This is a genomic window from Halonatronum saccharophilum DSM 13868, assembly GCF_000517025.1.
Classification (GTDB): domain Bacteria; phylum Bacillota; class Halanaerobiia; order Halobacteroidales; family Halobacteroidaceae; genus Halonatronum; species Halonatronum saccharophilum.
In genome coordinates, this window is record NZ_KI912095.1 from 290,888 (window position 1) to 316,303 (window position 25,416).

The 25,416-nt window shown below is 32.2% G+C and carries 20 protein-coding genes and 1 pseudogene; 3 read left to right on the plus strand and 18 right to left on the minus strand.

Translation table 11 applies throughout. From position 1 onward, the window contains the following. Window positions 1–403: 403 nt before the first annotated feature. The 7 genes and pseudogenes from HALSAC_RS15455 to HALSAC_RS0108595 all read right to left on the minus strand — a co-directional run bounded on the left by HALSAC_RS15455 (window position 404) and on the right by HALSAC_RS0108595 (window position 9,976). Window positions 404–1,661: pseudogene (locus HALSAC_RS15455) on the minus strand (IS110 family RNA-guided transposase). A gap of 668 nt (window positions 1,662–2,329) precedes the next feature. Then, window positions 2,330–3,172, minus strand: coding sequence for a DegV family protein (locus HALSAC_RS0108570; protein ID WP_027339918.1), 843 nt, complete (start codon window positions 3,170–3,172; stop codon window positions 2,330–2,332). Window positions 3,173–3,232: 60 nt separating this feature from the next. Next, the gene (locus HALSAC_RS0108575) at window positions 3,233–5,374 is read right to left on the minus strand and encodes a heavy metal translocating P-type ATPase (protein WP_051412177.1); all 2,142 of its coding nucleotides are present in this window, start codon (window positions 5,372–5,374) and stop codon (window positions 3,233–3,235) included. A gap of 168 nt (window positions 5,375–5,542) precedes the next feature. After that, complete coding sequence (locus HALSAC_RS15460) at window positions 5,543–6,745, minus strand: MFS transporter (RefSeq protein ID WP_084804400.1); 1,203 nt, start codon at window positions 6,743–6,745, stop codon at window positions 5,543–5,545. A gap of 66 nt (window positions 6,746–6,811) precedes the next feature. After that, window positions 6,812–7,543, minus strand: a complete 732-nt coding sequence (locus tag HALSAC_RS0108585; protein ID WP_027339920.1) for an HAD family hydrolase — start codon at window positions 7,541–7,543, stop codon at window positions 6,812–6,814. Between the two features lie 147 nt (window positions 7,544–7,690). After that, on the minus strand, window positions 7,691–9,028 hold the full coding sequence (gene cls / locus HALSAC_RS15465) for a cardiolipin synthase (protein ID WP_169730090.1): 1,338 nt from the start codon (window positions 9,026–9,028) through the stop codon (window positions 7,691–7,693). Between the two features lie 279 nt (window positions 9,029–9,307). Next, a complete protein-coding gene (locus HALSAC_RS0108595) occupies window positions 9,308–9,976 on the minus strand; it encodes an HAD family hydrolase (protein WP_035571553.1) in 669 nt (222 codons plus the stop codon). 240 nt (window positions 9,977–10,216) lie between these two features. Here HALSAC_RS0108595 and HALSAC_RS0108600 point away from each other — a divergent pair, with 240 nt between their 5' ends. Together HALSAC_RS0108600 and HALSAC_RS16485 are read left to right on the plus strand one after the other, a co-directional pair. Further along, window positions 10,217–10,519: a hypothetical protein gene (locus HALSAC_RS0108600; RefSeq protein ID WP_027339922.1), complete on the plus strand. Its 303-nt coding sequence runs from the start codon at window positions 10,217–10,219 to the stop codon at window positions 10,517–10,519. 494 nt (window positions 10,520–11,013) lie between these two features. Further along, window positions 11,014–12,633, plus strand: coding sequence for a methyl-accepting chemotaxis protein (locus tag HALSAC_RS16485; protein WP_051412152.1), 1,620 nt, complete (start codon window positions 11,014–11,016; stop codon window positions 12,631–12,633). Window positions 12,634–12,890: 257 nt separating this feature from the next. Here the strand turns inward: HALSAC_RS16485 and HALSAC_RS0108610 are convergent, their stop codons facing one another. Next, the gene (locus HALSAC_RS0108610; protein ID WP_027339923.1) at window positions 12,891–13,379 is read right to left on the minus strand and encodes a magnesium chelatase subunit ChlI family protein; all 489 of its coding nucleotides are present in this window, start codon (window positions 13,377–13,379) and stop codon (window positions 12,891–12,893) included. 36 nt (window positions 13,380–13,415) lie between these two features. Between HALSAC_RS0108610 and HALSAC_RS15475 the strand changes: the two genes are divergently transcribed. Continuing rightward, window positions 13,416–13,850 (plus strand): helix-turn-helix domain-containing protein, encoded by a 435-nt coding sequence (locus tag HALSAC_RS15475; protein ID WP_035571555.1) that lies wholly within the window; start codon window positions 13,416–13,418, stop codon window positions 13,848–13,850. 142 nt (window positions 13,851–13,992) lie between these two features. On the opposite strand, the gene HALSAC_RS16490 is transcribed toward HALSAC_RS15475, so the two are convergent. The 10 genes from HALSAC_RS16490 to HALSAC_RS0108665 form a co-directional block, all read right to left on the minus strand. Beyond that, entirely contained in the window at window positions 13,993–14,892 is a 900-nt protein-coding gene (locus HALSAC_RS16490; RefSeq protein ID WP_051412153.1) for a phospholipase D family protein, read from the minus strand. Between the two features lie 4 nt (window positions 14,893–14,896). Next, window positions 14,897–15,610 carry a hypothetical protein gene (locus tag HALSAC_RS0108625; RefSeq protein ID WP_027339924.1) on the minus strand — a complete coding sequence of 238 codons (714 nt, stop codon included), beginning with the start codon at window positions 15,608–15,610 and terminating at the stop codon, window positions 14,897–14,899. A 170-nt stretch (window positions 15,611–15,780) separates the two neighbouring features. Next, window positions 15,781–16,197, minus strand: coding sequence for a protein-export chaperone SecB (locus HALSAC_RS15485; RefSeq protein WP_035571558.1), 417 nt, complete (start codon window positions 16,195–16,197; stop codon window positions 15,781–15,783). Between the two features lie 3 nt (window positions 16,198–16,200). Continuing rightward, entirely contained in the window at window positions 16,201–16,539 is a 339-nt protein-coding gene (locus tag HALSAC_RS0108635; RefSeq protein WP_027339925.1) for a hypothetical protein, read from the minus strand. Continuing rightward, window positions 16,529–16,945: a hypothetical protein gene (locus tag HALSAC_RS0108640; RefSeq protein WP_027339926.1), complete on the minus strand. Its 417-nt coding sequence runs from the start codon at window positions 16,943–16,945 to the stop codon at window positions 16,529–16,531. Before HALSAC_RS0108640 ends, HALSAC_RS0108635 begins: the two co-directional genes overlap by 11 nt. Window positions 16,946–17,323: 378 nt before the next feature. Beyond that, entirely contained in the window at window positions 17,324–17,686 is a 363-nt protein-coding gene (locus tag HALSAC_RS0108645; protein WP_027339927.1) for a hypothetical protein, read from the minus strand. A 20-nt stretch (window positions 17,687–17,706) separates the two neighbouring features. Continuing rightward, entirely contained in the window at window positions 17,707–18,291 is a 585-nt protein-coding gene (locus HALSAC_RS16495) for a DUF5675 family protein (RefSeq protein ID WP_051412154.1), read from the minus strand. A gap of 37 nt (window positions 18,292–18,328) precedes the next feature. Next, on the minus strand, window positions 18,329–18,745 hold the full coding sequence (locus tag HALSAC_RS0108655; RefSeq protein WP_027339928.1) for a phage holin family protein: 417 nt from the start codon (window positions 18,743–18,745) through the stop codon (window positions 18,329–18,331). 68 nt (window positions 18,746–18,813) lie between these two features. Continuing rightward, entirely contained in the window at window positions 18,814–19,308 is a 495-nt protein-coding gene (locus HALSAC_RS0108660) for a hypothetical protein (RefSeq protein ID WP_027339929.1), read from the minus strand. Window positions 19,309–19,320: 12 nt separating this feature from the next. Further along, entirely contained in the window at window positions 19,321–25,401 is a 6,081-nt protein-coding gene (locus HALSAC_RS0108665) for a LamG-like jellyroll fold domain-containing protein (protein WP_027339930.1), read from the minus strand. Between the last annotated feature and the right edge of the window lie 15 nt (window positions 25,402–25,416).

Genomic DNA, 25,416 nt, shown 5'->3' on the forward strand with positions numbered 1-25,416 from the left:
TTATCTCACTCATGCTCACTTATTCTTAGAAATTTATTTTCTTATAAAAAAGTAATATGGATTTAATTATTAAAACCAATTAATATTTGGAATTGCAAGGATAAAGTAATCTAAAAACTTAACTATTATTTTTAAAAAATATGGTCGCTTATTGGAACTCCACATTTCCATGGTAGTTTAACCTCCCATATCTCTCAGGATCTATGTCCCTACATTCCTTCGTTCTACCTATCCATGGGTGGAGGCTGGATATGCTCCTCGACAGGGTCTATGCCCATATTGAAATAATTAATTCCAGCTCTTCCAGTCTTCCTTTTTCAAAGTACTTAATCTAAGAAAAACAAACATAAATAATTGATCTATATTATAAAATTTACATTCCAATAATTCATTTTAAATATCTTTAAGCAGCTCCCTGTAAATTTGAACGTTTGATATTTCTAAATAATTTTTCACCATCATACTTTTCTTTTTTCTTCCATAAAGCAAACAATATTCTAATCAATTTGCAACATAGAGCTACTAGGGATTGTTTTTTCTTTAAGGGGTTTTTAGAGCGTGTTGTGTAGTATTGATGTAGCTCTTTAAATTCATTATTCTTTGCTACCAGAGGCAGCATCACCCTATACAATAAAGATCTCAATTTCGCTCTTCCCCTCTTAGTAATACAAGTTCTTCCCTTATGTTTCCCTGAACTATTTTCCATCAAATTTAGTCCTGCTAACTTCTGAATTTGCCGAGGATGTTCATAGTTATTTATATCTCCAACTTCTGATACAAATCCTGCTACTGTCTTTATTCCAACCCCTTTAATACTTAACATTGCTTCAGTACCCGGCACTTTCTTTAGTAAGTTTTCTAGCTTGATAGTTAATTGCTTTATCTGACTCGTTATGATTTCATATTGATTCAAGAAATAATTTAATTCAAACTTTGCTATTTCAATTCCTTCAGTCAGCCCTATTGAATTTTCAGCAGCTTTTATAAGCTTTTTGGCTCGTTTTATTCCAACTGCTCTTTTAACTTCTGTCTTCCAAGTTAAAACTATTTCTTCTGGTTTCATTTCTATTATTTCAGACGGTAAAGGAAATGTCTTTAGTGTAACTAAAGACGCCTTTCCATCCCAACCTTTAAACACTGTTAAATATTCAGGAAAATACTTATCTATAAACTGGTGTATCTTTCCTATTACTCGTTGTAAATCTTTATTTAATCTCTCCATATGAGTCATTGCTACACGAATATTAGCATAAACACCAACTGGTATATTAGGCTCTGAATAACGTCCATCTTTAACCAGTTGAGCTATTACTTTAGCGTCTTTCTTATCATTCTTGGTTGGGGAATTATCATCTAATTCTTTACTTTTTTTCGTGTGACTTGGATTTACTAATACTATTTTTATTTTCTTTTCTCTCAAAAGTTGAGCTAAGTTCAACCAATAATGTCCTGTTGGTTCCATTCCAACTATTATATCTTCTTTTTCATGCTTATCTTTAATTTTAACATCCATTTTAAAAATTCATTAAACCCTTCTTCTGAATTTTGAAAAAGCTAAAGCTTTTCCATATTCAATACCACGATAATCTTGAGCTCTTACAACATGTTTTTTCTTAGCAATATCAACTCCTATTACTAAAGTTGACTCTTTTGACTTGCATTATTTTACGATTTTCGATTTATAATTCATGTTATGAGTGCCTCCTTTTTATTTAGGGATCTTTATTAGATACCCCGTATTATATCAAGGAGGTGCTCTTTTTGTCTATCTAGATATTTATTTATTACAGGAATGCTCCTCGTTGAATTTTATAGTAATATAGTTGCACTTTGTGCAACTAGTAATCAGTGATGAGTGAAGAATAATCAGCAAGGTCAAAACCTAAGGATAAAGGGTTTCTAGACTTTTAAGGTTTTACTCATTACCCATTACTGATTACTCTTCACTAGTAATAAAGCTCCGCTTTATTACTATCCCCCCTCTAAAGAACACAAATAAGGTTATGTGCATAAAATGTAGTAAATTTAACCAAGAGGAGGGGGTATTATGTTAAAAGAGCTATTCTCTCAAAATGACTACTGCTCTTGTAGAGCAAAGTCAAACTTTAATGGAGACCCTTATATATTATTTTTAATCTTAATTTTACTAATATTATCTGATATAAGTATACATCTGCTCAGTTTAAAATTAAAAAAATAACTAAGACAAATTAAAAAGATAATTAGGCACCTATTAATAGGTGCCTTACTTTATTAAATAATCACTTTCTAAACACTAGCTAAGTCAATCCCCAATAAATAAAAACTTCTCTGAAACTAAACTCTTAATTTATTGAAAGAATAAAGCTACAGTTCCAGGGCCAGCATGACTTCCTATAGCAGCACCTAATTGAGTAATTAAGATATCCTCTAGACCAAATTCTTTCTTTATTCTCTCAGCAAGCTTTTGGGCCAATTGAAGGTTATTACCATGGCTTATACCTATTGCTTCTTCCTTTAATAGATCTCCTCTTTCTTTCATAACATCTATCATATATTTAATAAATCTCTTCTCCCCTCTAACCTTACTTAAAGGAACAATCTTTCCCTCTTGGGTAACCTCTAAGATAGGAGTTATATTCAAGAGAGAACCTACTAAAGCTTTAGTAGATGATATTCTGCCTCCCTTTTTAAGCATATCAAGAGAGCCCACAGCAAAGATATGTTCAATCCTTTCTATCATATCTTCTACCTCTTTGATTATAACATCCTTATCATTTCCTTCTTTAAGTAATTTAGCAGCCTTTAAGACTATTAATCCCAAGCCTAAAGTAGCAGCTTTAGAATCAATAACATATATTCTTTCTTGGTCAACAATCTTTGCAGCAATTCTAGCTGAATTACATATTCCACTCAACTGAGATGAAAAACTAATATATATAATCTGGTCATAATCCTCTAGTACCGACTTAAACTTCTCTTCAAAGGTGTAAGGCGTTATCATAGAAGTAACTGGTAAAGAATCACTTTCCTCTAGCTTTTGATAGAACTCCTCTGGTGTAATATCTTCTCCATCTTTATAATTAGATTCCCCTAACTTTACAGGAATAGGAAGAACAGATATATCATAATCCTCTATTAACTCTTTAGTTAAGTCAGAACCACTATCAGTTATGATCTTAATCGACCCCATACTATCTCCTCCTTTATATACTATATTATATAAAGAAATCTTAATATTAACAAATAGTATTTAAAATTTAATTATCCTAATAGCATTTAAGATAGCAATAAGAGCAACTCCAACATCTGCAAAAACTGCCTCCCACATACCAGCTAAACCAAAGGCTCCTAAGATCATTACTATCCCCTTTACTCCTAAAGATAGTATTATGTTTTGCCAAACAACCCTATTAGTCTTTTGAGCAATTTGAACTGCTTGGGCCAACTTCTCCAACTTATCATCCATTAAGACCATATCTGAAGCTTCGACTGCAGCATCTGATCCTAAGCCACCCATTGCTACCCCTATATCAGCTCTAGCTAGAACTGGAGCATCATTAATACCATCCCCAACAAAAACAACCTTCTCCTTACCCTTTGACCTCTTGTTTATAATTTCTTCTACCTTCATTACCTTATCCTTAGGTAATAGATCTCCATAATATTCATCTAGATCTAAACTTCTGCTAACCTCCCCACCTACATCTTCTTTATCTCCTGTTAGCATAATTAAATTATCAACGCCTAAAGATCTTAACCTATTAATTACTCTTTTTGATTCTTCTCTAATCTTATCTGCTATTAGAATCTGACCTAGATATTCTCCATCATAGCTAATATTCACAAGAGTTAAAGGTGAATTATTAGCCTGATAATCTATACCTTCTCTATCCATAAGTTTGGAATTTCCTATCAGCAACTCTTTTCCTTCTAACTTCATCTTTACTCCCATACCTCTTAGTTCTTTGTAATCTCTTATATCGATCTTCTCATCTAACTCTCTTCCAAATCTTCTTATAATAGATTTAGCAATTGGGTGATTAGAGTTATTCTCCCCGTAAGCAGCAAACCTTAGCAAATCTTCTTTAGACCATCCCTTTACAGGGCTAATCTCAATTACCTCAAAGACACCTTCTGTCAAGGTTCCTGTCTTATCAAAAACTACTGTCTTTACATTATTTAAGGCTTCTAAATAATTGCCGCCTTTAATTAAGATTCCATTACGAGAAGCTGAACCTATACCTCCAAAGAAACTAAGAGGGATGGAGACAACCAAAGCACAAGGACAGGAAATTACTAGAAATACCAAAGCCCTATAGACCCATTCTCCAAAGCTAGCACCTTCTAATAAAATTGGCGGAATTATAGCCAACAATAAAGCTATACCAACTACCAAGGGTGTATAATAACTAGCAAATTTAGTTATAAAATTCTCAGTCTTTGCCTTCTTATTAGCAGATTCTTCAACTAACTTTAATATCCTTGTCAAAGTAGACTCTGAATAAACCTTAATAACCTCTAATGTTAGTAATCCTTCTAAGTTAATTGTTCCACTTAGTACCTCTTCTCCTACCCTTATTCTTTTAGGTACAGATTCACCAGTGAGTGCAGATGTATCGAGCATAGAATCACCTTCGATAACCTCCGCATCTACAGGAATTCTTTCTCCTGCTTTAACTAAGATTATATCTCCCACCTCTAACTCTTTAGGATCTACCTCTATTATTTCATCTTCTTTCTTCAATCTAGCCTTATCTACCTTCATCTCTAAAAGGGACTTGATCGAACGGCGTGAATTATCGACAGCCTTATCTTGAAAGTATTCACCAACTCGATAAAATACCATTACCGCAACACCCTCTGCAAACTCACCAATAGCAAAGGCTCCTATTGTAGCAATCGACATTAAGAAGTTTTCATCAAACACCTGCCCTCTTAATATATTCTTAAAGGCTTTTTTTAGAACTTTAAAGCCAACTAATAGATATGCAGTAGCATTTAATATCAACTCAGTTCCAAAACTGAAATCAAAGAAGAAGGGAAGTGAAAACAAAAGAAGAGATATAAAGATTAGAACCAAAGTGTTGGCCCCAGTTAAATCTCCATCTTCAGCTTGTAACTCTTCTTCCTCCACCTCCTTTACGACCACTTCTGGTTCTATAATACTTATTATCTCTTTGGCCCTTGCTATTATTTTTTGACCTAAAGAGGGCTTAGATATTAATATCTCTAACTTTTCTGTCACAAAGTTTATCTGTGCTCTATCAACACCTTCTAATTTATTAATCTCTCTTTCCATCTTAGCCGCACAGTCAGCACAACCTAAACCATCTAAGACAAAGCCCTTTTTCATCAAATCAACCTCTTTTCTTCTAAATTGAGTTCTTTCCATAAAAACACCCCTTTCAACTAAAGACATATAACCAAAGCTTTCCTCCTTATATATGAGCATATAATCATATGTTGGGTATAATAAAAGTATGAACGTCTGCTCATACTTTTATTATATGTTTTAAAGTTATTTATGTCAATAAATTTAAACAAGTTTGCTATTGTTTTATTACTTACCTAACTTTAATTCTCCTTCACTCGAAAACAACACTCTCCCTAAGTAATTGTAGTCTAAGTATAAGACTAGACCAGTCAATAGTACTAAGAATATAGCTATACTCCCATAACCAAATTTAATACCTAATATATCATTAATAAAACCTATCCCTAGATTACCTAAGATTATAGTTCCAAGACTAGAAGCCGTTAAAGTAAGTCCTAAGATAGTTGGAATATTATCATCAAAGACCTCAAAAATTGTTGCTTGCATCGTAGGAAAGTTACTTGCAATAAATAAGCCAGTTAAAGGAAAAAATATAGCAAAAGATTCAGGGCCAACAACACCTAAAGTAATAGAAACTATTGCACCTAGAGAAGATATTATAACCATCCTTAGATAACCCACCTTCTCTACTATAATACTTGCTATTAGCCTCCCTGCTGTAAAGAATAAAAAGAATAAGAAGAAATAGAAGCTTACCTCTCCATCACTTCTACCCTGAACATTAATTAAATATACACCCAACCAAATTTTAGAGCTTATCTCAGCACCGCTATGAAATAAAAACATTAATGAAAAGATAAGGACTCTAGGATCCTTTAATACTTTTAGAAAAGATTCTTTGGCCCCTTTACCCTTCTTAGTACCCTTTGCTTTTGGAATCTTTGAGACTAAGACAAATATAGCTATACCTACTAAGAATATTGAAGAAAAAGAGTAAATAGCTTCCCATTTGAAATTTGCAGATAGTACATAACTAGCATAAACTGGAGAGATTATACCACCTAAACCAAAGAAGAGATGGAGAAGATTCATCATCCTACCCTTATTCTCCACAAAGACCTCTGAGGCTAAAGAATTAATCGATAAATTAAAGATACCAAGACCCGCTCCAATAATAAATATAACTATAATAAGTATATAATACTTACTAACATAACTTATCCAGATAACCCCAAAGATAGATATAAACATTGCCAATAAAGATACTTTCTTTAAACCTAAAGCATCAACCAAAGGCCCTCCAAAGAAGGAAGCAATAATTCCTCCTACTGAAAAGAAAGCCAATGCAAAGCCTAATTGAGAGTTGTTCAACCCATATCCTCTTTGAAGCAAAGGGCTAATTTGCCCCTGTAAGCTTCCTATAATACCCAATACCACCATCATTGTAAAAACTAATACAGTTAAAGATCTTCTATTACTTTTATTCATTTAATATTCACTCCCACTCAATTGTTTGTGGAAAGGCTTCCAAAGTTAACAAAAGAAGAACCTCTATTAGAAGTTTTCTTCTACATAATCCTTAAACTCTAACATACTACCTTTCCAGTCTGTATCAAATTCTTCTTTTTCTTCTCTATCAATTAAAAAATCTGTTACTAAGAATGTACTAATACCTAAATCTCCTGCTACCATATCCTCTTGTAGATCATTTCCTACCATAATTGCTTGATCTGCTGTAATACCTAAGTTATCTAAAACTTCCTGGTAATAATTTATGTTAGGTTTCGAATAATGCATTATTTCATAAGTAGTTATTAGATCGAAGTCTTCCTCTTTTAAGCCAGCCCATTTCATTCTCTCTAAAATGGCTTCCTTAGGAAATAAAGGGTTGGTTGTCAAAGCAAGATTATAACCTAACTCCTTTAAATAAGCTATTAATTCAACTACATTATCATCAGCTTCTATACCTTGGCCCAATTTCTTAAACCCTACCCTATAAAAATGATCGAATCTAGCCTTCATTCCTTCCTTATCTTCAACATCAACCATAGAAAAGAAGGTCTTCATAAATACTTCTTGATTTGTCACTTTGCCATTATTTTTAGCCATATCATCTGTACCTTTTAATAGAGCATTCATAAAAATTTGAGGATCTAGGATATCCTTAATCTCATTGGTCAGCCCCTTAAAATAATCTTTTAAAAAATGATCAAAATTAACCCTTAATAAAGTTCCATCCAAATCAAATAATATAGTATCCCTTTCTTCTAAATTAATTGTAATCACCCCTATTTAAAATATTCTCTATTTAAAATATTCTCCACTTAAAATACTTCTAGACCTATAGCCAATAACCTTGTTTTATCCATAAAATATTATTCTCATTTATCAGGTTCAAAAAGCGAATCCTTAGCTAATAAAACGATAATATCACTATATCAAAGGAATGATTATTCTCCCGATCTTCTCTTTAATTTTTACTAAAACCGAAGAGGATTTATACTCTTCTAATGTTAGTTTGCTACTCTTTTCCTTTAATTCTTCTAAAAATTCATCTATATGCTTAGATAAATCCTTATCAAAAACTATAACATTGACCTCATAATCTAAAAATTGACTCCTGCTATTAAAGTTTGTTGAACCTATTGAAGAGATACTATCATCAATAACCAGAGCTTTTGCATGTAAGAGACCATTTTCATATTTATAAATATCAACTCCTGCCTCTAGTAACGGGCCAAAGTTTGATCTATTAGACCAATCAAAGAGAAATAGATCTGTATTTTTAGATACAATAAGGTTAACCTCTATCCCCCTTAAAGATGCCAACCTTAAAGATTGTATTATCCCATCCTTTAAGATTAGATAGGGAGTTGTAATATATATTCTCTCTTGGGCTTCATTGATTAAGGAGAAGTAGGTTTCATTCATAATATTCCCATCTCTTTGATAACCACTAGGCACAATTTGAACCTTCGCCTCTCCTAGCTCTTCTCCACTATAAAAGTACTTCTTATCATCAAGCTTCTCTCCTGTAATAAAATACCAATCCATTAAGAATACCTTCTGCATCCAATTTACAGCCAAGCCTTCTATCTTTAATTGCAAACTCTTTTTAAAAGGAATATTTTCTAAGGACTCCACAAACTCATCACCAATATTAGCATCTCCAATAAAAGCTGTCTCTCCATCTACAATTACTAGCTTACGGTGATTTCTATAATTTAGGCTTCCTTTTAATAAGGCTTTTAAAGGGGGATTAAAGGCTTTAAGTTGTACACCAGCTGCTTTTAATTTCTTCTTATATTCACTCTTGAGGTTATGACTACCTAAGCTATCATAGATTACCCTAACTTCAACCCCCTCATTGACCTTATCTATTAATAATGACTTTAGCCTTTTTCCTATTCTATCATCTCTAATTATATAAAATTCTAAATGAATACTATCCTTTGCATTGGAGATTGCTTCAAAGATATCATCAAAAACATTTTCTTCTTCCTCAATTAAAGTCACTTTATTTCCATAGGTGGGATAGAAGTTGGCCCGTTTTTGAATTAACTTAGATACCCCTTTCTTTCCACCTTCAAATTCTTCTAAATCTATCCCACTAACCTTTATTAGTTGATCTAAATATTCTCTAGATTCTTGACTATTTCCCCATAGTCTATCCTTGTTTGTAATTATGTTATAAGTATTAAATATAAAGAATAAAATTAAAAACAATGCCAACCCTTTAAAGAGGTAGGCAACAAAAATACTCTTAGTCAAAGCAATTACCCCTAATAAAATTAAAAAAGCTAGTGCGAAGAAAATCAAATAAGGATAGATATCTAATAAAAGAATATTATTTGTCATTGAAAATATATTAAAGAATATTATCAAGGTGAGAAAAAAAATAAAAGAAATTTGAATTAGCATTAACATATTTAACACCACCAAGATTTAGAGTTATATTAATTTAACACAATTAGAATACTATTTTTAAGTAATGTCTATAACTATATGTTAACCAAAAAAAGAATCCATACTCTAAGTATGGATTCTTTTTTACCTGGCAAAAAGACCTTCTAATACTTTAATATTAACTTCATCTATGGAATCAACAATAATATCTGCTGGTGAAAGATCTTGCTTGCCTGAATTTAAATTCTGAAACCCTATACACTTCATCTTTGCAGTTTTGGCAGCCCTTACTCCATTTGCCGAATCTTCTATAATAATAGAATTAGTTGGCTTAACTCTTAATTTATCTGCTGTATATAAAAATATATCTGGACTTGGCTTTCCATGCATAACCTCTTCTCCACTTATAAGAAGGTCAAAAGATTTATCCAGTTTCAGTTTGTCTAAGATGATCTCTATCAACCTTTTAGGTGATGAGGAAGCTACTGCCATCTTTAAACCTTCCTTAGAGATCTCTTCTATTAACTTATTTATACCTACAACCAAAGGCAATTTTTCAGCATTTGACATATAGCTAAAGATTTCATCCTTGTGAATTTGAGATAGCTCTTTGATTGAATGATTTATAGGGTATTTCTTTTTGATTTCCTTCCATAACCCTTTTATTGTCATTCCAACAAAAGATTGATGCTCTTTTTGACTTAGATCAAGATTTAAAGCATTAAATAACCTTCTCTCTATTTCAAAGTATATCGGCTCACTATCAATTATTACACCATCCATATCAAAGATAACTGCCTCTAACTTTTCCATATAAAACCTCCTCTTTATTACTAGTAGCACAATAATAATATACCTCAAAATTAAAGTTAATTTCTTTAATCTATTACTCCTATTTATTTTAGATATCCCCTTTCACTACATCTATATTCTAAAGCTTTTACATTAATAGCAAGTTATAGTATAATTAAATTAAATTTAATTTAATTTAATTATCAAATATTGAAGTCATTATTTTAAATGGTTTAATAACTAAAAAGGAAGTAATATTTTATGAAAGTAAAAGCTAGTAGACTTATAAGTAGAGGTTTTACATCAACATTAATACCTGATACTCTATCAATTCAAGATAATAAAGTTATAGTCGAAAAGAAGACTTGGTTAGGTTTAAAAAATCAACAAAAAAGAGTAACTAAGGATCAATTAGCTTCTGTAAGAATTAATAATGGATTCTTCTACTCTACTATTTATTTAGAAACTACTGGAGGAGCTACTGAAGACATCTCTGTTGATGGGATCCCTAAAAGAAAAGCTAAAAAAGCAGTAATAGCAATTGAGGATATGTTGGAGAGTTAGGCTTACTAACTACACCTACTGTAGGATATGAAAAGCTCTACCCTATATAGTGTTGGCCTGGCTTGAGAATATTATAGATCAATTTGAAGTTTAAGACGATAGTGATACATTATTGCTACTACTGACCTGGAACTGGTTTTGAGATTCTTGTGAGATCTTAAAAAAGGGGAGCAAAAAGGTTAGTAAGATCATTGTTGATCTTACTAAGAATACGGTTTATAATGCTGCTAAAGAGAAACAGATTAGCAGTTGGCTGGAGATAACTGATGATTGTTCTGTGAATGATGTTGGGTATGATTGTGGGAGTTGATTATTTGTAGTTTGGCCCTTCTATCGCTCTGCTCTGTTTTAATCTAAAACGGGTATTAACGACATATGTCGTAAACCCCTGAAACGTTATACGAAAGTCACTTAGTCTTTATTGAAAAAGTTTAAAATAAGTTATTTATAGTTGTTAATTTTAAAATCAATAAAAATATAGAAAGGAGATAATAATGAACTATTTAATCCAATTAGTTATTTTTATGGGTGTTTTTGTAGTTACATTTATTTTTAGATCTAATTTACTTTTATTTTTTATAGGAGGTAGTATACTTATAATTTTATTTAGCCTTCAAGTTAATAAATCAAAAAAATCAACAGATTATTTTGATTTATTGATTCAATATTTAAAGTCTAGTAATAATGAGTATCAAATTTTAGAGAAAAGTTTAGAGATAAGTGAGGAGCTAAGAAAAAAAATAAAAAAGATAAAAGAAACAGAAAAAAGTAGAGAAGATGTTTTTACTTTTTTAAAAGAAAAAATGGATAAATTAAATTTAAATCATCCATTTGTTTTGGGGATTTGGACAATTTGGGAGCCCAATGCTTTTGATGGAAAAGATAAATTTTATAAAAATAAAGAAAAACATGATTATACAGGACGATTAAGTATTTATTATCATAATAGTGGTAAAACTGAGGCATCTGTTTTAGAGAATGTAGAAGAGGAACATTTTTATCATATGCCTCGTGATAATGGAAAAACAGCTATATTAGAACCATTTTATTTTAAGATTGATGGTGAGAATGTGTTGATGACTACAGTTGCTCTTCCAATTTTTGAAGGAAGTAAAGTTGTTGGGGTAACGGGTGTAGATATAAAAATGAATATGAAAAATATTGTATCAGATGTTGTTTTATATGAAACTGATTATAATTCTTATAATAAAGAAGAGTTATTAGCTAAGATTAATAAAAATTTTAGCAATAAAGATAATGTTAAATTTATTTTAAGTAAGGCTATTGAAGCTAATATTAAAAATAAAGAATTTATTTTAAACACGATGATTGATTATGTAGAAGATCTATCAGCTTATAGTGAACAATTAGCAGCATCAGCAGAAGAAGGTAATGCAAGTATAGAAACTTCTAGTGGATTAATTGAAAATATGTCGGCAGGTATTCAAGAAATTTCTGCTAGTGCTCAAGAAGTAGCAAGTTTTTCTCAAGAAGCTAACTCAAAAACTAATAAAGGTAGTCAAAACATTGAAAATACATTAAAAAGTATTAAAAAAATCAATAAAACAATAAATGAAACTGTAGAAGTAATTAATAAACTAGATAAAAATTCAGATGAAATAGGACATATTGTTGGATTGATTACTAATATAGCAGAACAAACTAATTTATTAGCTTTAAATGCAGCTATTGAAGCAGCTAGAGCGGGAGAAGCAGGTCAAGGTTTTGCAGTTGTAGCAGAAGAGATAAGACAGTTAGCAAATGAAACTGCTAAGGCAACAGATGAAATTTCTAATTTAATTAATCAAACTCAAAAACAATCTAAAAAAGCAATAGAAAAAGTTAAAGAGGTAGAGGAAAAAGCTAAAGATGGACAAGAAATAGCAAGAAAAACTGGAAGTATTTTTGAAGAAATTGAGGTTTCAGTTCAAGAAACTTCGGTTCAAATAGAGCAAACTGCTAGTGCAACTAATGATTTAGCACAAAATAGTGATGAAATAATAACTGCAACACAAGATATAAAAAGTATGTCTAATGAGGTTGCTACTTCATCAGAATCATTAGCAGAAATGACTCAAAAATTACAGAAATTAGTTGAACAATTTAAGGTATAAAACAATTTAATTAAATCATTTTAAAAACATTAATAATATTTTAAAGGAGAATAAAAGAACGACGCGACCTTCGTATAACCTGCGATTAGCGACACCCAATCTGATTGCATAAATGGAAGTCGAGCTGACTTATGAAATTTATATTGCATTGATGAGGTTGTATTACAGTAATGGGACGTCGCGAATCTGCGAGACGTTATAAAAACAAATCCAATTTAACAATAAAAAAGCTGCTAATAGCAGCTTTTTTATTCCACTCACAGACTCAACTTCCTATCTAAGGAACGATACTGTATCGCCTCACCGATCTCTTGACTCCCTATTATATCTTTACCTGCCAAATCTCCAATCGTTCTTGCCAACTTCAAAATCCTATCATAGGCTCTTGCACTTAAATTTAGAGTCGATATAGCCTTCTCCAAGAGCTCTCTGGCTTCCTTATCCAAGAGAATATACTTCTCAATCAAAGAAGGGGTCATTTGACTATTTTGACTGATACCCTCACCTTCAAACCTCTTCTTCTGTATCTCCCTTGCCCTTTCTACCCTCTTTCTTATCTGACTAGATTTCTCACCCTGCTTATAGTTATTCAACTCTTCAACCTCTAAACGGGGCACCTCTAGATGTATATCTATCCTATCCAATAAAGGCCCTGATATCTTATTTAGATACCTCTTTACCTCATAATCACTACAGCTACACTCTTTTTTACTATCTCCATAGTACCCACAAGGGCATCCATTCAAAACAATAATGCAAATACTATATCAATAAATACTGAAATGCCTAAACCTCTCCCTCCAGAAAGATTACCTGAGGATACTATTGGCCAGAGAATTAAAAAAGCAAGATTAATTAAAGAATGGGATATTAAAACTTTATCTATAGAATCAAAAGCAGCTGAAACTAGTATCAGCAGATATGAAAGAGATTTAATGAAACCTACCATATCTACTTTCAGAAAATTAACTTCTGCTCTTGGAGTTAATATAGGTTGGTTGGCGGGATATGAAAATCTTCCAGAGGATAATATGCCTCAAAAGATTAAAAAGTATAGGTTGTTAAATGGTTGGAGCAGATATGACTTAGCCGATCAAGCTAACCTTGATTATTCTACAATTAAGAAATATGAAAACGGAGAAGTAGTTTATCCAACTGAAGAAACCGTTAATAAACTTGAGAAAGCTTTAAATATTAAGATTAAATCTTTAAAATAATTAATTTCAAAAATCCTCCTGACAACTCCCAAAAGGGTTAATTGTTTAATTAGTAAAAGATAAAAAGACTTCCTGGGCTGTTGGCCTAGGAAGTCTTTTTATCTAAATATATTTTATTATCAATTTTTTTAATACTGTTAAACTAATTAAAAAAAGATTCATTTTTGATTAAAAATCTCCTCGTTATATCTACAGCATTCATACAATATTCAATATGTGAATCTACATTTGATGAATTCATATTTGCTAAACTAAACTTATTATTCTTATCTGGATATATCCTAATATCATAGCGATACCCATTCCAATAACACCTATATTCCTTCAACAACAAACGTAACTCGTCTCTAAATTGATCTTTTAATATTTTTAATAAATCAGGACTTAAATCAAAACTAAATTTTAAAATAATACCACATTCTAGTTTAACATTTTCAAAAGGAAAATCATAAACAATTAAATCTATTCCTTCGTTAGTATGCATTATATTGCTTACTGAATATTTTTCACAAAAATAACTCTTGAATTTTTCATTAAAAATTCTTATTTTATCATAATTACTTAAATCACTACCTGATTTTATACCTACTTCTTTCTTATTCCTGTTTATTTCTCTTATTATGTCTGAATTATTTTTTATGGATTCAATTTCATTTGAAATCTCTTTATATAATTTTCTTTCCTTAAATCTATTTATTAAAATGCTCATCTCTCTATTGTTCCTTTCAGAAAACTCATATAAATTCATAGAACTAATTATCGCTTTATTTTCATTGCAATAACATTTAGCATGAAGATTACTAATATAATGAAGATTTAAATTACAAATTTTTTTCAACTTTTCTTTTTCGCTATTGGATATTTCTTTCTTTCCGTATATAAGAGTTATAATAACACCTCTTTTATCAGCATCCAATAATCTTTCGTACAATGTGTTATTTATTTTTAAATAAGGACTAATTAATATCAAGCACTCCTCTGCATCTTTAATTATATTTTCTATTTGATATGATGTAGCAACAGTAGTTAAAAATTCAGCCATTTTCCTACCTCCCTATCAATAATTTCAAAAAGAAATGAATCAAATCTAGTAAAATAAAAGCTTTTAGAGATAAGGTTTCAGATGAAGAAATAATATTTCCATGAGCAATATAATGTCTGTTAATTTTAGAGTTGAAAATTGATTCATCAATAATTTTATGAGTTCCCTTAACAACAAATTGTAAATTTTCTTTAAAGGATTTAGTTAATACCTCAGCAATACCATTAACTTCATAATTAAATTCATTTATCACATAAGTTAAAAAGCTTGTACACAACGGACCAAAACCTTTCTTAGTGCGATTATGAAAAGAAATTTGTTTATTAGCTTCTTTTAAGACCCCCTCAATTTGCAAAGCTAATGTTGAGGAAGATAATATAAAAAACCCCTCTAAATGCCCACTTAAACATTCCTCCCAAATTTGATCTCGTAAATTATATAGTCCCAAATCCCAACTTTTTATAAGTTTTTTTAATCTCATGAAATCATCTTTCCTAAACATATAACAGATATAATCATCCACCCCTTTATTTAAACTCATTTCTTTCCCATTCTTATTTCTATATTCAACCCCTTCTCCACCCCCTAAAAACGCTAACCAAAAAGGGTCTAAATTAGGACTTATAGCCCATCCGTTTTTGTAAATTAAGTTAGCCCCTTTAATAACTTCTTTTTTTAATATTTTATTCAATTCTTCTGAACTTTGATGATCACTCACTACTGTATCCTCCTTTTTAACTAAAAAAATAATTAATCAAAAACAATTTATAATTTCAACTTTTCTTATTTCAATGATTATCTTTTTAACAAATAAAATGTCCTAGAGTGTTGGCTCTAGGACATTTTAATAAATATAATTTTGGTTATTTTTTCTTAAACCTCATAAATTTAGTCACTTTCATCCAATAAGTTTTGCACATTAATTAAAGGTAAAATCAAAGGAGTTACATTAGCTACCTTAGTTATGTCAGTTATAGCAGATCTCAAAAAAGGTAATAATATTGCACTTCCATTATATCTACACATTTCATGAAATTGATTTTCTTCCATAGCACAATCAGCAGAAAACTGTCCTATGATACTAATTTTTAACCTAAAAGGATAATTTTCTTTATTAGCATTATCCCAAATTAAAATAGTTATTTTAACTAACCCCTTATTTTCATCTTCCTTCTTTGATACTTCAACTTCAGTATCAGCCTTAACCTGTATTCCTTCATTTTCAAAATCATGATTTAAATTAAATTCTATATCATCTATAGAATAATCATCAAAATAAAAATTACTTAAAAATTCCTTATTCATTAATTATGCAACTCCTAATATTGATTTATCCAAAACTTTATTTCCACTTTTAAAATCTTTGTAATCAATCTTTTTATCATTAATTTTTCCTCTATCAAACATACTAGTTGTTTTAGAAGAACCTAAAAAAATAAATGATTCTTTTTTTAATTTCTTTTCAAATTTATAAAATTTATTTGTATTTCCTCCAGTTTTATTTTCTTCAAATTTATAAATTGTATGACTATTGTGCTTAAGAGAACAACCCTCTATCCCAGCCTCTTCTAATACAGATAAAAATTCTTCAGCAGACATATTATCAATTTTTTCTTTAGTTTCATCGAAATATTTATTAATATTCACCTTTATCAACCTCCTCAAAACAAATTATACAGTCATGATTCCTGACACAAAGTTGCACATGGACTCTCTTAATATGAGAAGCAACTTTTTTCCCTATACAGCCTCCCTTTGGAACTTTAAAGTAACTTCTTATTCCATCATATTGATTTATACTGTAAAGTATATCAAATAACTCTTTGCGAGTAAGTTTTTTAGATCTATTTATATCATTTTCAAATTTATCTTCTAAAATTTCAAAAAGTTTATCAACTTTGTCATAATGTTCTGTTAAAGTTAAATCAATTAAATTTTCAACATCAATTAATGCTTCTATTACAGACCAATTATTATACTGTCTTGCTCTAGCACACCAATTTATTGCTTGATAAATGTCTCTTTCAAAAAATAAACACCTTTTCCTAACCACTCATTATCATGGTCTGAAAGTCGAAATTTACCACACCTTAATATTTCTTTTATATTATTTTGTTTGCTTCCATGATAGCCAATTACTTGATGTTCAAAACAATTCATACTTTGCAATTCCATAATACTTTGCTTCATTGCTATCCTACCCTCTTAATTATAATTTTATTCATAATTATTCCAAAAATTACTTATAATTATAAAATATATAACTATATACCGATTGTTTTAATCTCTCACCACAAAAAACTTATATTAACAATTTATACTCTCTTAACTTGAGTACTTAAACAAAAAAAAGAAAACTCCTTCTTTATTTTTATTTTTTCTATAAATAAACAAAAAATCTCCCAGGGCCAACGCCCCAGGAGATCCCATTTTAATTTATAAAAGCAAACCTATCTGCTATATTGTTCTCTAAGGCCTCTACATAATCAACCCAGTTTTGGCCCATGGTCTCATTCAACTCATCGATTATTGCATCAACCACTCTGCTTATAAATAAACTGACCAGCCTTCTCTTAATCCAGTTTAACTCTGCTTTTTCCTCAACATACTCCATTACATGCTCAAGCACCCATTGCTTCTTCTTCTCTCCTCGACCACTTTCTTCCCATTTATCTTCAGCATAAGCTACAGCTAAAACTATCTGATCCCAGGTCTCATCCCATAAATTTTGTGCTATGCCTTCTAATATTCCTTTTACCAAACTAGCTAAAACTTCAATCACAAACTTCCTCATTAATAGTCACTCCATTCTTATTATTTTATTTTCACAATAATCTTATTGCAACCTTTGACCTTATCCATCAGCTCATCCATAGCTGCTTTACTCTGCCAAACAACATTATCCCCTTTGGTCTTTCCAATCAAGATACACCCTTTAGTATGAGAAATTTTGTTCCCTCTGTGAATTTGAATGGCATTGCGATTAGGTACATTTCTTAGTTGAATAACATTGTAATTCCACCTACTTGTAGATTTATCCCTGATAAAGGCTTTATATTGGCCCGCTAGAATACAGCTCTTTCTTCTTTTATTATCCTCCCAGGGCAGCTCTAAGGTATAACCTACTAAATCACCATCAACCTTCAACATACCCATAGTGCTTTCGTTAGTCATCTCTGTTCTGTCAATCTCTATTATTACTTCTTCAGAAGAAAACAAAGCTTTATAAGTTTGCGGGCCAACTATCCCATCTACTATCAATCCTTTTTTTCTTTGAAAACCCACTACTGCTTTATGAGTCTGTTTTCCAAACCAACCATCAACCTTTATCCCAAGAGCTTGCTGCACCTTCTTGACTTTATCGCTATATATCATCTGATCAGAATTATACTTTAACAAAATATCACCCCCTTCCAAAAAATAAAAAAGACACCTTTTAGGTGCTTTTGCTAGAATCTTTTTTCAATTGTATCAGTGCTTTTTTTAGAAATGGAGGAATATCTACACCAGCTTCAGCTAGGTTCTCTAACGCACTCAAACTCTCATTTGAAATATAAAACATTATTGTGACTGTTCTTAAGATAGGCTGATCTATATTAATTGCTCCATCAACTAAATGCGCGATCGATACAGCAGTAAATATTCCAACCTTTCTCAATATCCCAATCCATCCCACTTCGCTACTAACTTCTTGATTAATGAATGCAGCTATTAGCCCAGTAATATAATCAATAACTACAAAAGTTGCTAAAGCAATAACCGTCCCGTCCCATCCGCCTAAAAAATAAGCCAGAATTGTCCCTACTGCACTAACTAATCCTCTTAAATATCTTAACAATAACTCCTCATTCATAAGTCACCTCCCTCCAATTGCAATTCGGACAAATATCATTTTCTAATTTCCTTCCACAATTTTTGCACCTACTCGGATAACTCTTCATAAAGCTTACTCAACTCCTTTCTGATCTCAGTTATCTCTTCTTTAACCTCTGCCATTTCTTCTGCTTCATTATCTATCATTAAAGATACATAATTTTGCTTCCTTTGTTCTAGTAACTCCTCTAGATGATTTATTGAAGATTTAATCTCTTGTTTCTTTTTTTCCTTCTCTTCACTATCAATTAAAAACTGTGGTTTACTAGAATACCAGCCTTCTTCTATTTCCGTACCCAAATCTGTAATCGTTATTTTATTGCCATCTTTATCCCAAAAACGTTGGCCCCTATAATCGACCTTGATTTCCCATTGATTCTCCTCTTGATTAAAAATTACTACTTCTCCCTTCTCGCAGTCAGGAGGAGGAACATCAGTAGCATTAGCTGGGATTAGGAATTTAGAAGGGTTAGCAGGAGAAATGTTGGCTTCTCCTATACCTGTTAATTCCTTGGTTGCCTTGTCAAAATAATATACTTTCATAATATCACCTCTTTAATATTTGATTAACGGGATTATAGCAATATTTTGAGGTCTGGTTTCCGAATATCCATCCATAGAAGTGTAACCTTCTGAAACATCAGAATTGTCAGTAGAGTATCTCGCTCTGTTACTACGACCAACATGTGTTCTCCCTTGAGATGTATAAGCTTCTATATCCCTAGAGTACGACCTCGAGATCCTAACCCCTGTTAGATGTCTATGTTCTTGAAATCCATCTAGCTGCCTATCTCCAACATTTCTTGGTGAGAATGCACCAATCAATCCATCCTCAGGATCAATGCCTCTTCCCATATCCAAACCTCTAAAGAATTGGCCTCTTAGATCTGGAATAGGAAAATGAGTAGAAGAATTATAATTTCCTACGTGATTAGCATAAGTATGGTTATAAACATTATAAAGTTCTGGATAATCATTTTGTGGTAATGGCCCTCCATTTGCTACTAGCCACCCCTTAGGAATGTAATAAGTTAAATTATTTTTAGTGTGGTAAGGATAAAATTTATCTGAATCATTTGGATTATACATTCCTGCTGTGTATTGTATCATTCCTCCTACTGGAACCATTGCACTTGGGCCATCAACCTCAAAACTACCCGATTTAATAATTTTTTTAGAATTATTATAGGATAACTCATTTAAATATCCAAGGTTTCCGTAATGATTCAAAACTTCTGATTCATTATCAGAAACAATGTATCCCGTAAAGAACATCTGTGAAGATAGATTAGAATCTGTAGTTTGATACCACAATCCAATGTGAGGTTCTCCTCCTACATTAATTTCAACTAATCTCCAGTCAATACTCCTTCGAGTTCCTTGAGTAATCTCTAAACTAGCATTATAACCACTATTACCAGAAGATGAAGATGAATAGCAAATATCCACCTTGTGAAACACAAAATAACCACTACTTCTCTGTCCATAAATCGTACCAATAACTTCATTATTTCCTCCACCTGCCTTGCAGAGAATATAAACCCCACTTCCATTGCTTTCATTCATGTTGCTTATTCGTTTAGCAAAGAAATGTCTTTTATTACCTCTTTCAACACTAAATACCCCTGGAACCACAACCTTATGATTAGAATTACCTAACACAAATTCATCACGATTTTCTGCTTTTGCTCCCTTACCGATAACTACTGCATTTTGGTTGAAATCAGTATCTGCTCCAACTCCAATAGCAATACTGTTAATACTCGAAGCTTTAGAGTTAATTCCTAGAGCAATACTATCCAAGCCTCCTTCGCTCCAATTACCCACTGCGATAGACCTATGGGCCAACGCTCTCGCACCTTCACCCAGGGCAATGCTATCGGCTGCTGACATAGAGTCCCAGCCTATCGCTATAGCATCATCTCCTATACAATTTCCCATTAAAGCTATACCTGCTATATTGTTGGCCCTAGCTCCAGAACCTAAGCCAAGAGAAAAAATTCCTAAAGCTTGAGCATTATATCCAACAGCAACAGAACCAGCACCAGTTGTAGTCTCAATATAATCTCCATCTTCTGTAACGCTTCCCCCTATGGCTACTGAATCACTACCCTCTGCCTTGGAGTGTCTACCTAAAGCCAAAGAATTTCTTCCTGTAGCTTTAGCCTCTCTACCAATAGCCATTGAATCATCTGAATGGGCTTCTGCACCTTCGCCAATAGTATCTATTAATACTTCTCCTGATATTTTAGCATTCTTAAACTCTACCTCCATAGCTTCAATACTCTCTGCCCTTAATTTATCAGACGTAATACTTCCATCTGCAATTAGATCTGCAAGAAGATAAAGCTTATTACTTTGAGTATCAAGAGCAAAAACTGCTTGGCCTTCTCCATCATCCTCTGTGCCAAATATTCTAAATCTATCTGCTAATACTCCAAACTCACTAATTCCATCCTCTAGTGCTAGTCCAAAACCTGATGCTACTTTTTTACCATTTGACTGTTCTTGGATTTTAACAGTATATTCGTTGGCTAATTGCTTAATTTGAGTGGCTTGTAATTCTGACTGCTCTGAGTCATAAAATGGTGCTTGAGACTCATACCATTGTTTAATAGTATCTTCACCAACTGCGTAAGGCAAAATAAGGAGTTCATCAAATAAGGCATTCCCTATGTTTCCACTATCTCGACCTAATTGAAATCTATCAAATGATATTAAAGGATTGTCAATACCCCTCTCGTGATACTCCCCATCTATAAAAACACAAAATTTATCTTGACTGTAAGTGATAACTATGAAATTAAAATCATCCTTTTTGAATGTATCATATATATTTATACTTTCTGTAGAACTTCCATTAGGCGCTTCAAACCTCAACCTGTCATCTCGCTCTCTTCTATAACATCTAAAAGTTGCAGAGCCAGTGCTGAGGGTATTTGCTTGATAAACCCTATCCCAACTTCTACCTGAATAGGTATGAGGTTTATAATAAAAAGCAAAAGTCAATTCCCTAGGGTTAAATAATTGAGCAGGTAATATAAACCTACCATTATCCCTACTCCCATCTACAAAACTAGTTGCGAAAGGTTTCTTTTCTAGTTGAGGATTAAGTATAAATACTTTAGGTCTTAAATCACTCCCACTAGTATATAACCTCCCAGGTTCAAATCTAAAACTATTATAATATCCCTTAGTTCCTCCACTATCATTGTTTACTGTCAATTTAACTTTAGTCCATTTTCCCCTAGGATAATGTTCTCTTGCTATTATTGTCCCATTACTACCACCACCCCAAGCATAAATAGAAAGTCTGTTCTGAACACAGTCTTCTTCAAAATAAGCCCAACAACTTAAGGTGAAACTTTCACCATCTTTTAAAATCAAATCAGGTAAATTTAATAAATTGCCCCAATTAGATGTAGTGTAAATCGCATCTTTTATATCATCAACCATCAAAGGTAACCCGGCTGGTAATATATCATAGTCCTTTTCATCCACAATAGCACCATTAGTAGATAATCCCTCTGTGTAAATTAAATTTTCTGTACCTTCTTCTACTGCTACTGCTCCACCAAATCTACCTTCATTTGGTCTTATAGTTGCTACAGGAGCGCCTACGGGTTCAACACCATCAGTACTATTCAAATGCTTATCAAAATGAAATAAAGTACCCCCTTCTGGCTTTACTATACTTGATTGATTAGCCCTTTGATTAACCTTTTGAACAGTAGAGGTGATTTCATCTGCTCTTTGATTGATTTGACTGATATCGCTATCGTGACCATCTAATCTCTGTACAGTTGTGGATATATTATTAGCATTTTGATTTATATCAGAGGTATTAGTAGAAACGTTCCCACTTATTGTGTCCACTTCTGATTGCTCTGCTTTCGATTCAATACTAGTCTCAGTTTGAGCTATCCTAGTCCCTTGACTAGACACTGTACCTTCTAAGGTATCAAAGTCCTCTTGTTCTACTTTACTTTCTATAAGACTTGCTTGTTGAGTTATAGTAGTCTCAGCTTTGCTAACCCTACCTTCTACGGCATCTAATTCAGTTTGAGATACCTTAGATTTAATCTCTCCATCCAACTTCTCTATACTAGTAGAATTTTCAGATACGGTTTCTTCTACTCCTTCTAATCTCTCTTTGGCATCAGATAAATCATTCTCAGCACTTTCAATTCTTTGCTCTATATTCTCAGGAATTTCTCCTATACTTTCTAAGTCTGATTCAATACCTGGTATCTTAGCAATCTCACCTCTTAACGATTCAGTTAACTTTGATTCATTTATCGCCTCATCTGGTATATGAAGGCTGTCTACAGTAATTGATACAGGATCAGACTTCTCACCTTCTCCCAAGACATCATAAGCTGATACTCTTATTTGATATTCTTCCTCAGGAACAGCTGCAAACTCGTATTTATCTAACTTTTCTATATTATATCTTTTCTCTTCCTCGCCCTCTTTTTTAAGATAGAGATAGTAACCATTAATTGTTGGATCATTTAAGGGATTAACCTCTACTATTATTTTTTCAAAGAAGGTTGAGGCATCTGGGGCCAACGGTTGACCAGGTACAGGGTTCTCTAATGTAATTATTCCAGTCTCTTCTGAATAACCAACTGCACTAAAAGATTTAATATAAAAAGTATATTCCCTGTTCCTTATGTCATTAAAGGTGCAACTCTTGGAGCTGCCAAGATAAACTAAACCTTCTTCTTCTCCGAAATTATCATCTAATCTTACCTCATATACCTTATTGCCCTCCTCTTGCGGAGAACTCCACCTTAAAAAAATGTTATTTCTAAATCTACAGGCACTTTCTATGAAATCAGCCTTTTGAGGAAGTGGATAAATAACTGTAATAGAATCAGACTTTTGACTTTCTATATCATTAAAGGTTACAGCTGATACCTGTATTGAATACTCCAACCCACCCTTCACATTAAACTCTGCCAAGTTAGCTGGTACAAACTTCTTAGATCCACCAACCTCCGACTCTATATAAATATAATAACCTTTTATATCTTCACGCTTGACCTCATCCCAAGTAACTTCTACCTTACCCTCACTTAAATTATATTCTAAATTCTCTGGGGCCAACGGCGGAGTATTATACTTAGTAACTGCATTTCTGCGAATCTGGTCTAGCCTTACTATAGCATCTAAATCTGACCCATCAGCCTGCACCGTATCAACTAAAGAATTATCGAATTGATAAGGAAGGTACTTAATCAACTCCAAGGAAGTCTTCTTCCCCTTAAAATTATGGCTAAACCTGTTTACTACACCACTATCTTTTATATCTATAGTATCTAGCTCAACTATATTATTTAACTGAATAAAGGTGCTTAGATAGGTATCAAATTTATACTTAACCCTATCCCTACAATTAAAATGATATGAATATTGGGCATTTAATCCTGCTAATTGAAGAGTTTGAATATACTTATTGTCTATAGTCAATTCATTATCAACGTAATCCCTTTCCGTATAACTTACTTGATTGCCATCTATCTTAGCCAAAGGCTTCCCATACATCTTAAACCTTCTTATATAGATAAAATCATCTTTTGCAGGTTTAAATCTTATCTTTCCTCCAGTACGATCATACTCAAGCTGATATTCTACCTCTATCTGCTTACCATCCTTATCTTCAAATAACTTTTCTACCTCATCTATAATATCGATACAGATTGGTGTAACATAAGAAAACTTAAGCCAGTTAGTCCATTCTTCATCACTTGGTACTATTTCAAAGTTAGCTAAATCTAAATCCTCCTGGTAGTGTTGGCCCATTAGTTGCCAGATTACCTGCTCTTCTTCAATTCTAAACTGAGAATAATTAACTACCACCTTATCATATTGAGCTTCCATTGGCTCTGCTTGAATCTGCTTTTTAACATTCTGGTCAATCTTATATTCTATATCTTCCTCTATCTCATTATGAAAAGGGGTCATAAAAGTCAGCTTACCTTGATGATCTACAAACAACTTACCACAGACTGCATCCACCAACTCGGTAAACTCTGCTAATATCTTTTTATCTTTTTCCCAGTAGATATAATGAGTAATTAAATGATTTCCTTCTGCTCCTTTAACATCATCAAAGTTAAGTTCTTCATCACCAAAACCCATCTTGTAGGCTAAAATATGGGCCAACGAATTACTTTTATCATCACCATTACATACATACTTAGCCACCAATACTTCATCTTCATTAAACTTCCCTCTTATTCCATTAAAGAGCTTATCATAGACCTTAATATCAAAAGAATGCTCAATATTCTTGTGAGTAGCTTTCGCCCCTTTTACAAAGCCAGTAAAAAGAGTAATCTCTTCTCCAGCAAAAGAATCTATAAGTTGAATCAAATCTCCCTCTTCTATTACCTCCTCTATCTCCAAACTCTCATATCGATCTAGATCTACCTTAAACTCAAGGGTATTGGTTGAACTTTTTCCTTGTTTAGACTTCTCTTCATTGCTTTGATTAATGGTATCAGAACTAATATAATCAGTAATATCTTTATTCTTAGTAATGTTAATAATCGATACTCTATGGTCATTTATATATTTGAAATCCTTACTATTATCCTTAAACTTATTGCTAACCTCTATAAAAGGCATAATCCACAATCCACC

Excerpts from the sequence above, each read along its gene's own strand:
- HALSAC_RS0108570 (WP_027339918.1), bottom strand. The coding sequence starts at position 3,172 with ATGGGGTCGATTAAGATCATAACTGATAGTGGTTCTGACTTAACTAAA.
- HALSAC_RS0108575 (WP_051412177.1), bottom strand. The coding sequence starts at position 5,374 with ATGGAAAGAACTCAATTTAGAAGAAAAGAGGTTGATTTGATGAAAAAG.
- HALSAC_RS15460 (WP_084804400.1), bottom strand. The coding sequence starts at position 6,745 with ATGAATAAAAGTAATAGAAGATCTTTAACTGTATTAGTTTTTACAATG.
- HALSAC_RS0108595 (WP_035571553.1), bottom strand. The coding sequence starts at position 9,976 with ATGGAAAAGTTAGAGGCAGTTATCTTTGATATGGATGGTGTAATAATT.
- HALSAC_RS0108600 (WP_027339922.1), top strand. The coding sequence starts at position 10,217 with ATGAAAGTAAAAGCTAGTAGACTTATAAGTAGAGGTTTTACATCAACA.
- HALSAC_RS16485 (WP_051412152.1), top strand. The coding sequence starts at position 11,014 with ATGAACTATTTAATCCAATTAGTTATTTTTATGGGTGTTTTTGTAGTT.
- HALSAC_RS15475 (WP_035571555.1), top strand. The coding sequence starts at position 13,416 with ATGCCTAAACCTCTCCCTCCAGAAAGATTACCTGAGGATACTATTGGC.
- HALSAC_RS16490 (WP_051412153.1), bottom strand. The coding sequence starts at position 14,892 with ATGGCTGAATTTTTAACTACTGTTGCTACATCATATCAAATAGAAAAT.
- HALSAC_RS15485 (WP_035571558.1), bottom strand. The coding sequence starts at position 16,197 with ATGAATAAGGAATTTTTAAGTAATTTTTATTTTGATGATTATTCTATA.
- HALSAC_RS0108645 (WP_027339927.1), bottom strand. The coding sequence starts at position 17,686 with ATGAGGAAGTTTGTGATTGAAGTTTTAGCTAGTTTGGTAAAAGGAATA.
- HALSAC_RS0108655 (WP_027339928.1), bottom strand. The coding sequence starts at position 18,745 with ATGAATGAGGAGTTATTGTTAAGATATTTAAGAGGATTAGTTAGTGCA.
- HALSAC_RS0108660 (WP_027339929.1), bottom strand. The coding sequence starts at position 19,308 with ATGAAAGTATATTATTTTGACAAGGCAACCAAGGAATTAACAGGTATA.
- HALSAC_RS0108665 (WP_027339930.1), bottom strand. The coding sequence starts at position 25,401 with ATGCCTTTTATAGAGGTTAGCAATAAGTTTAAGGATAATAGTAAGGAT.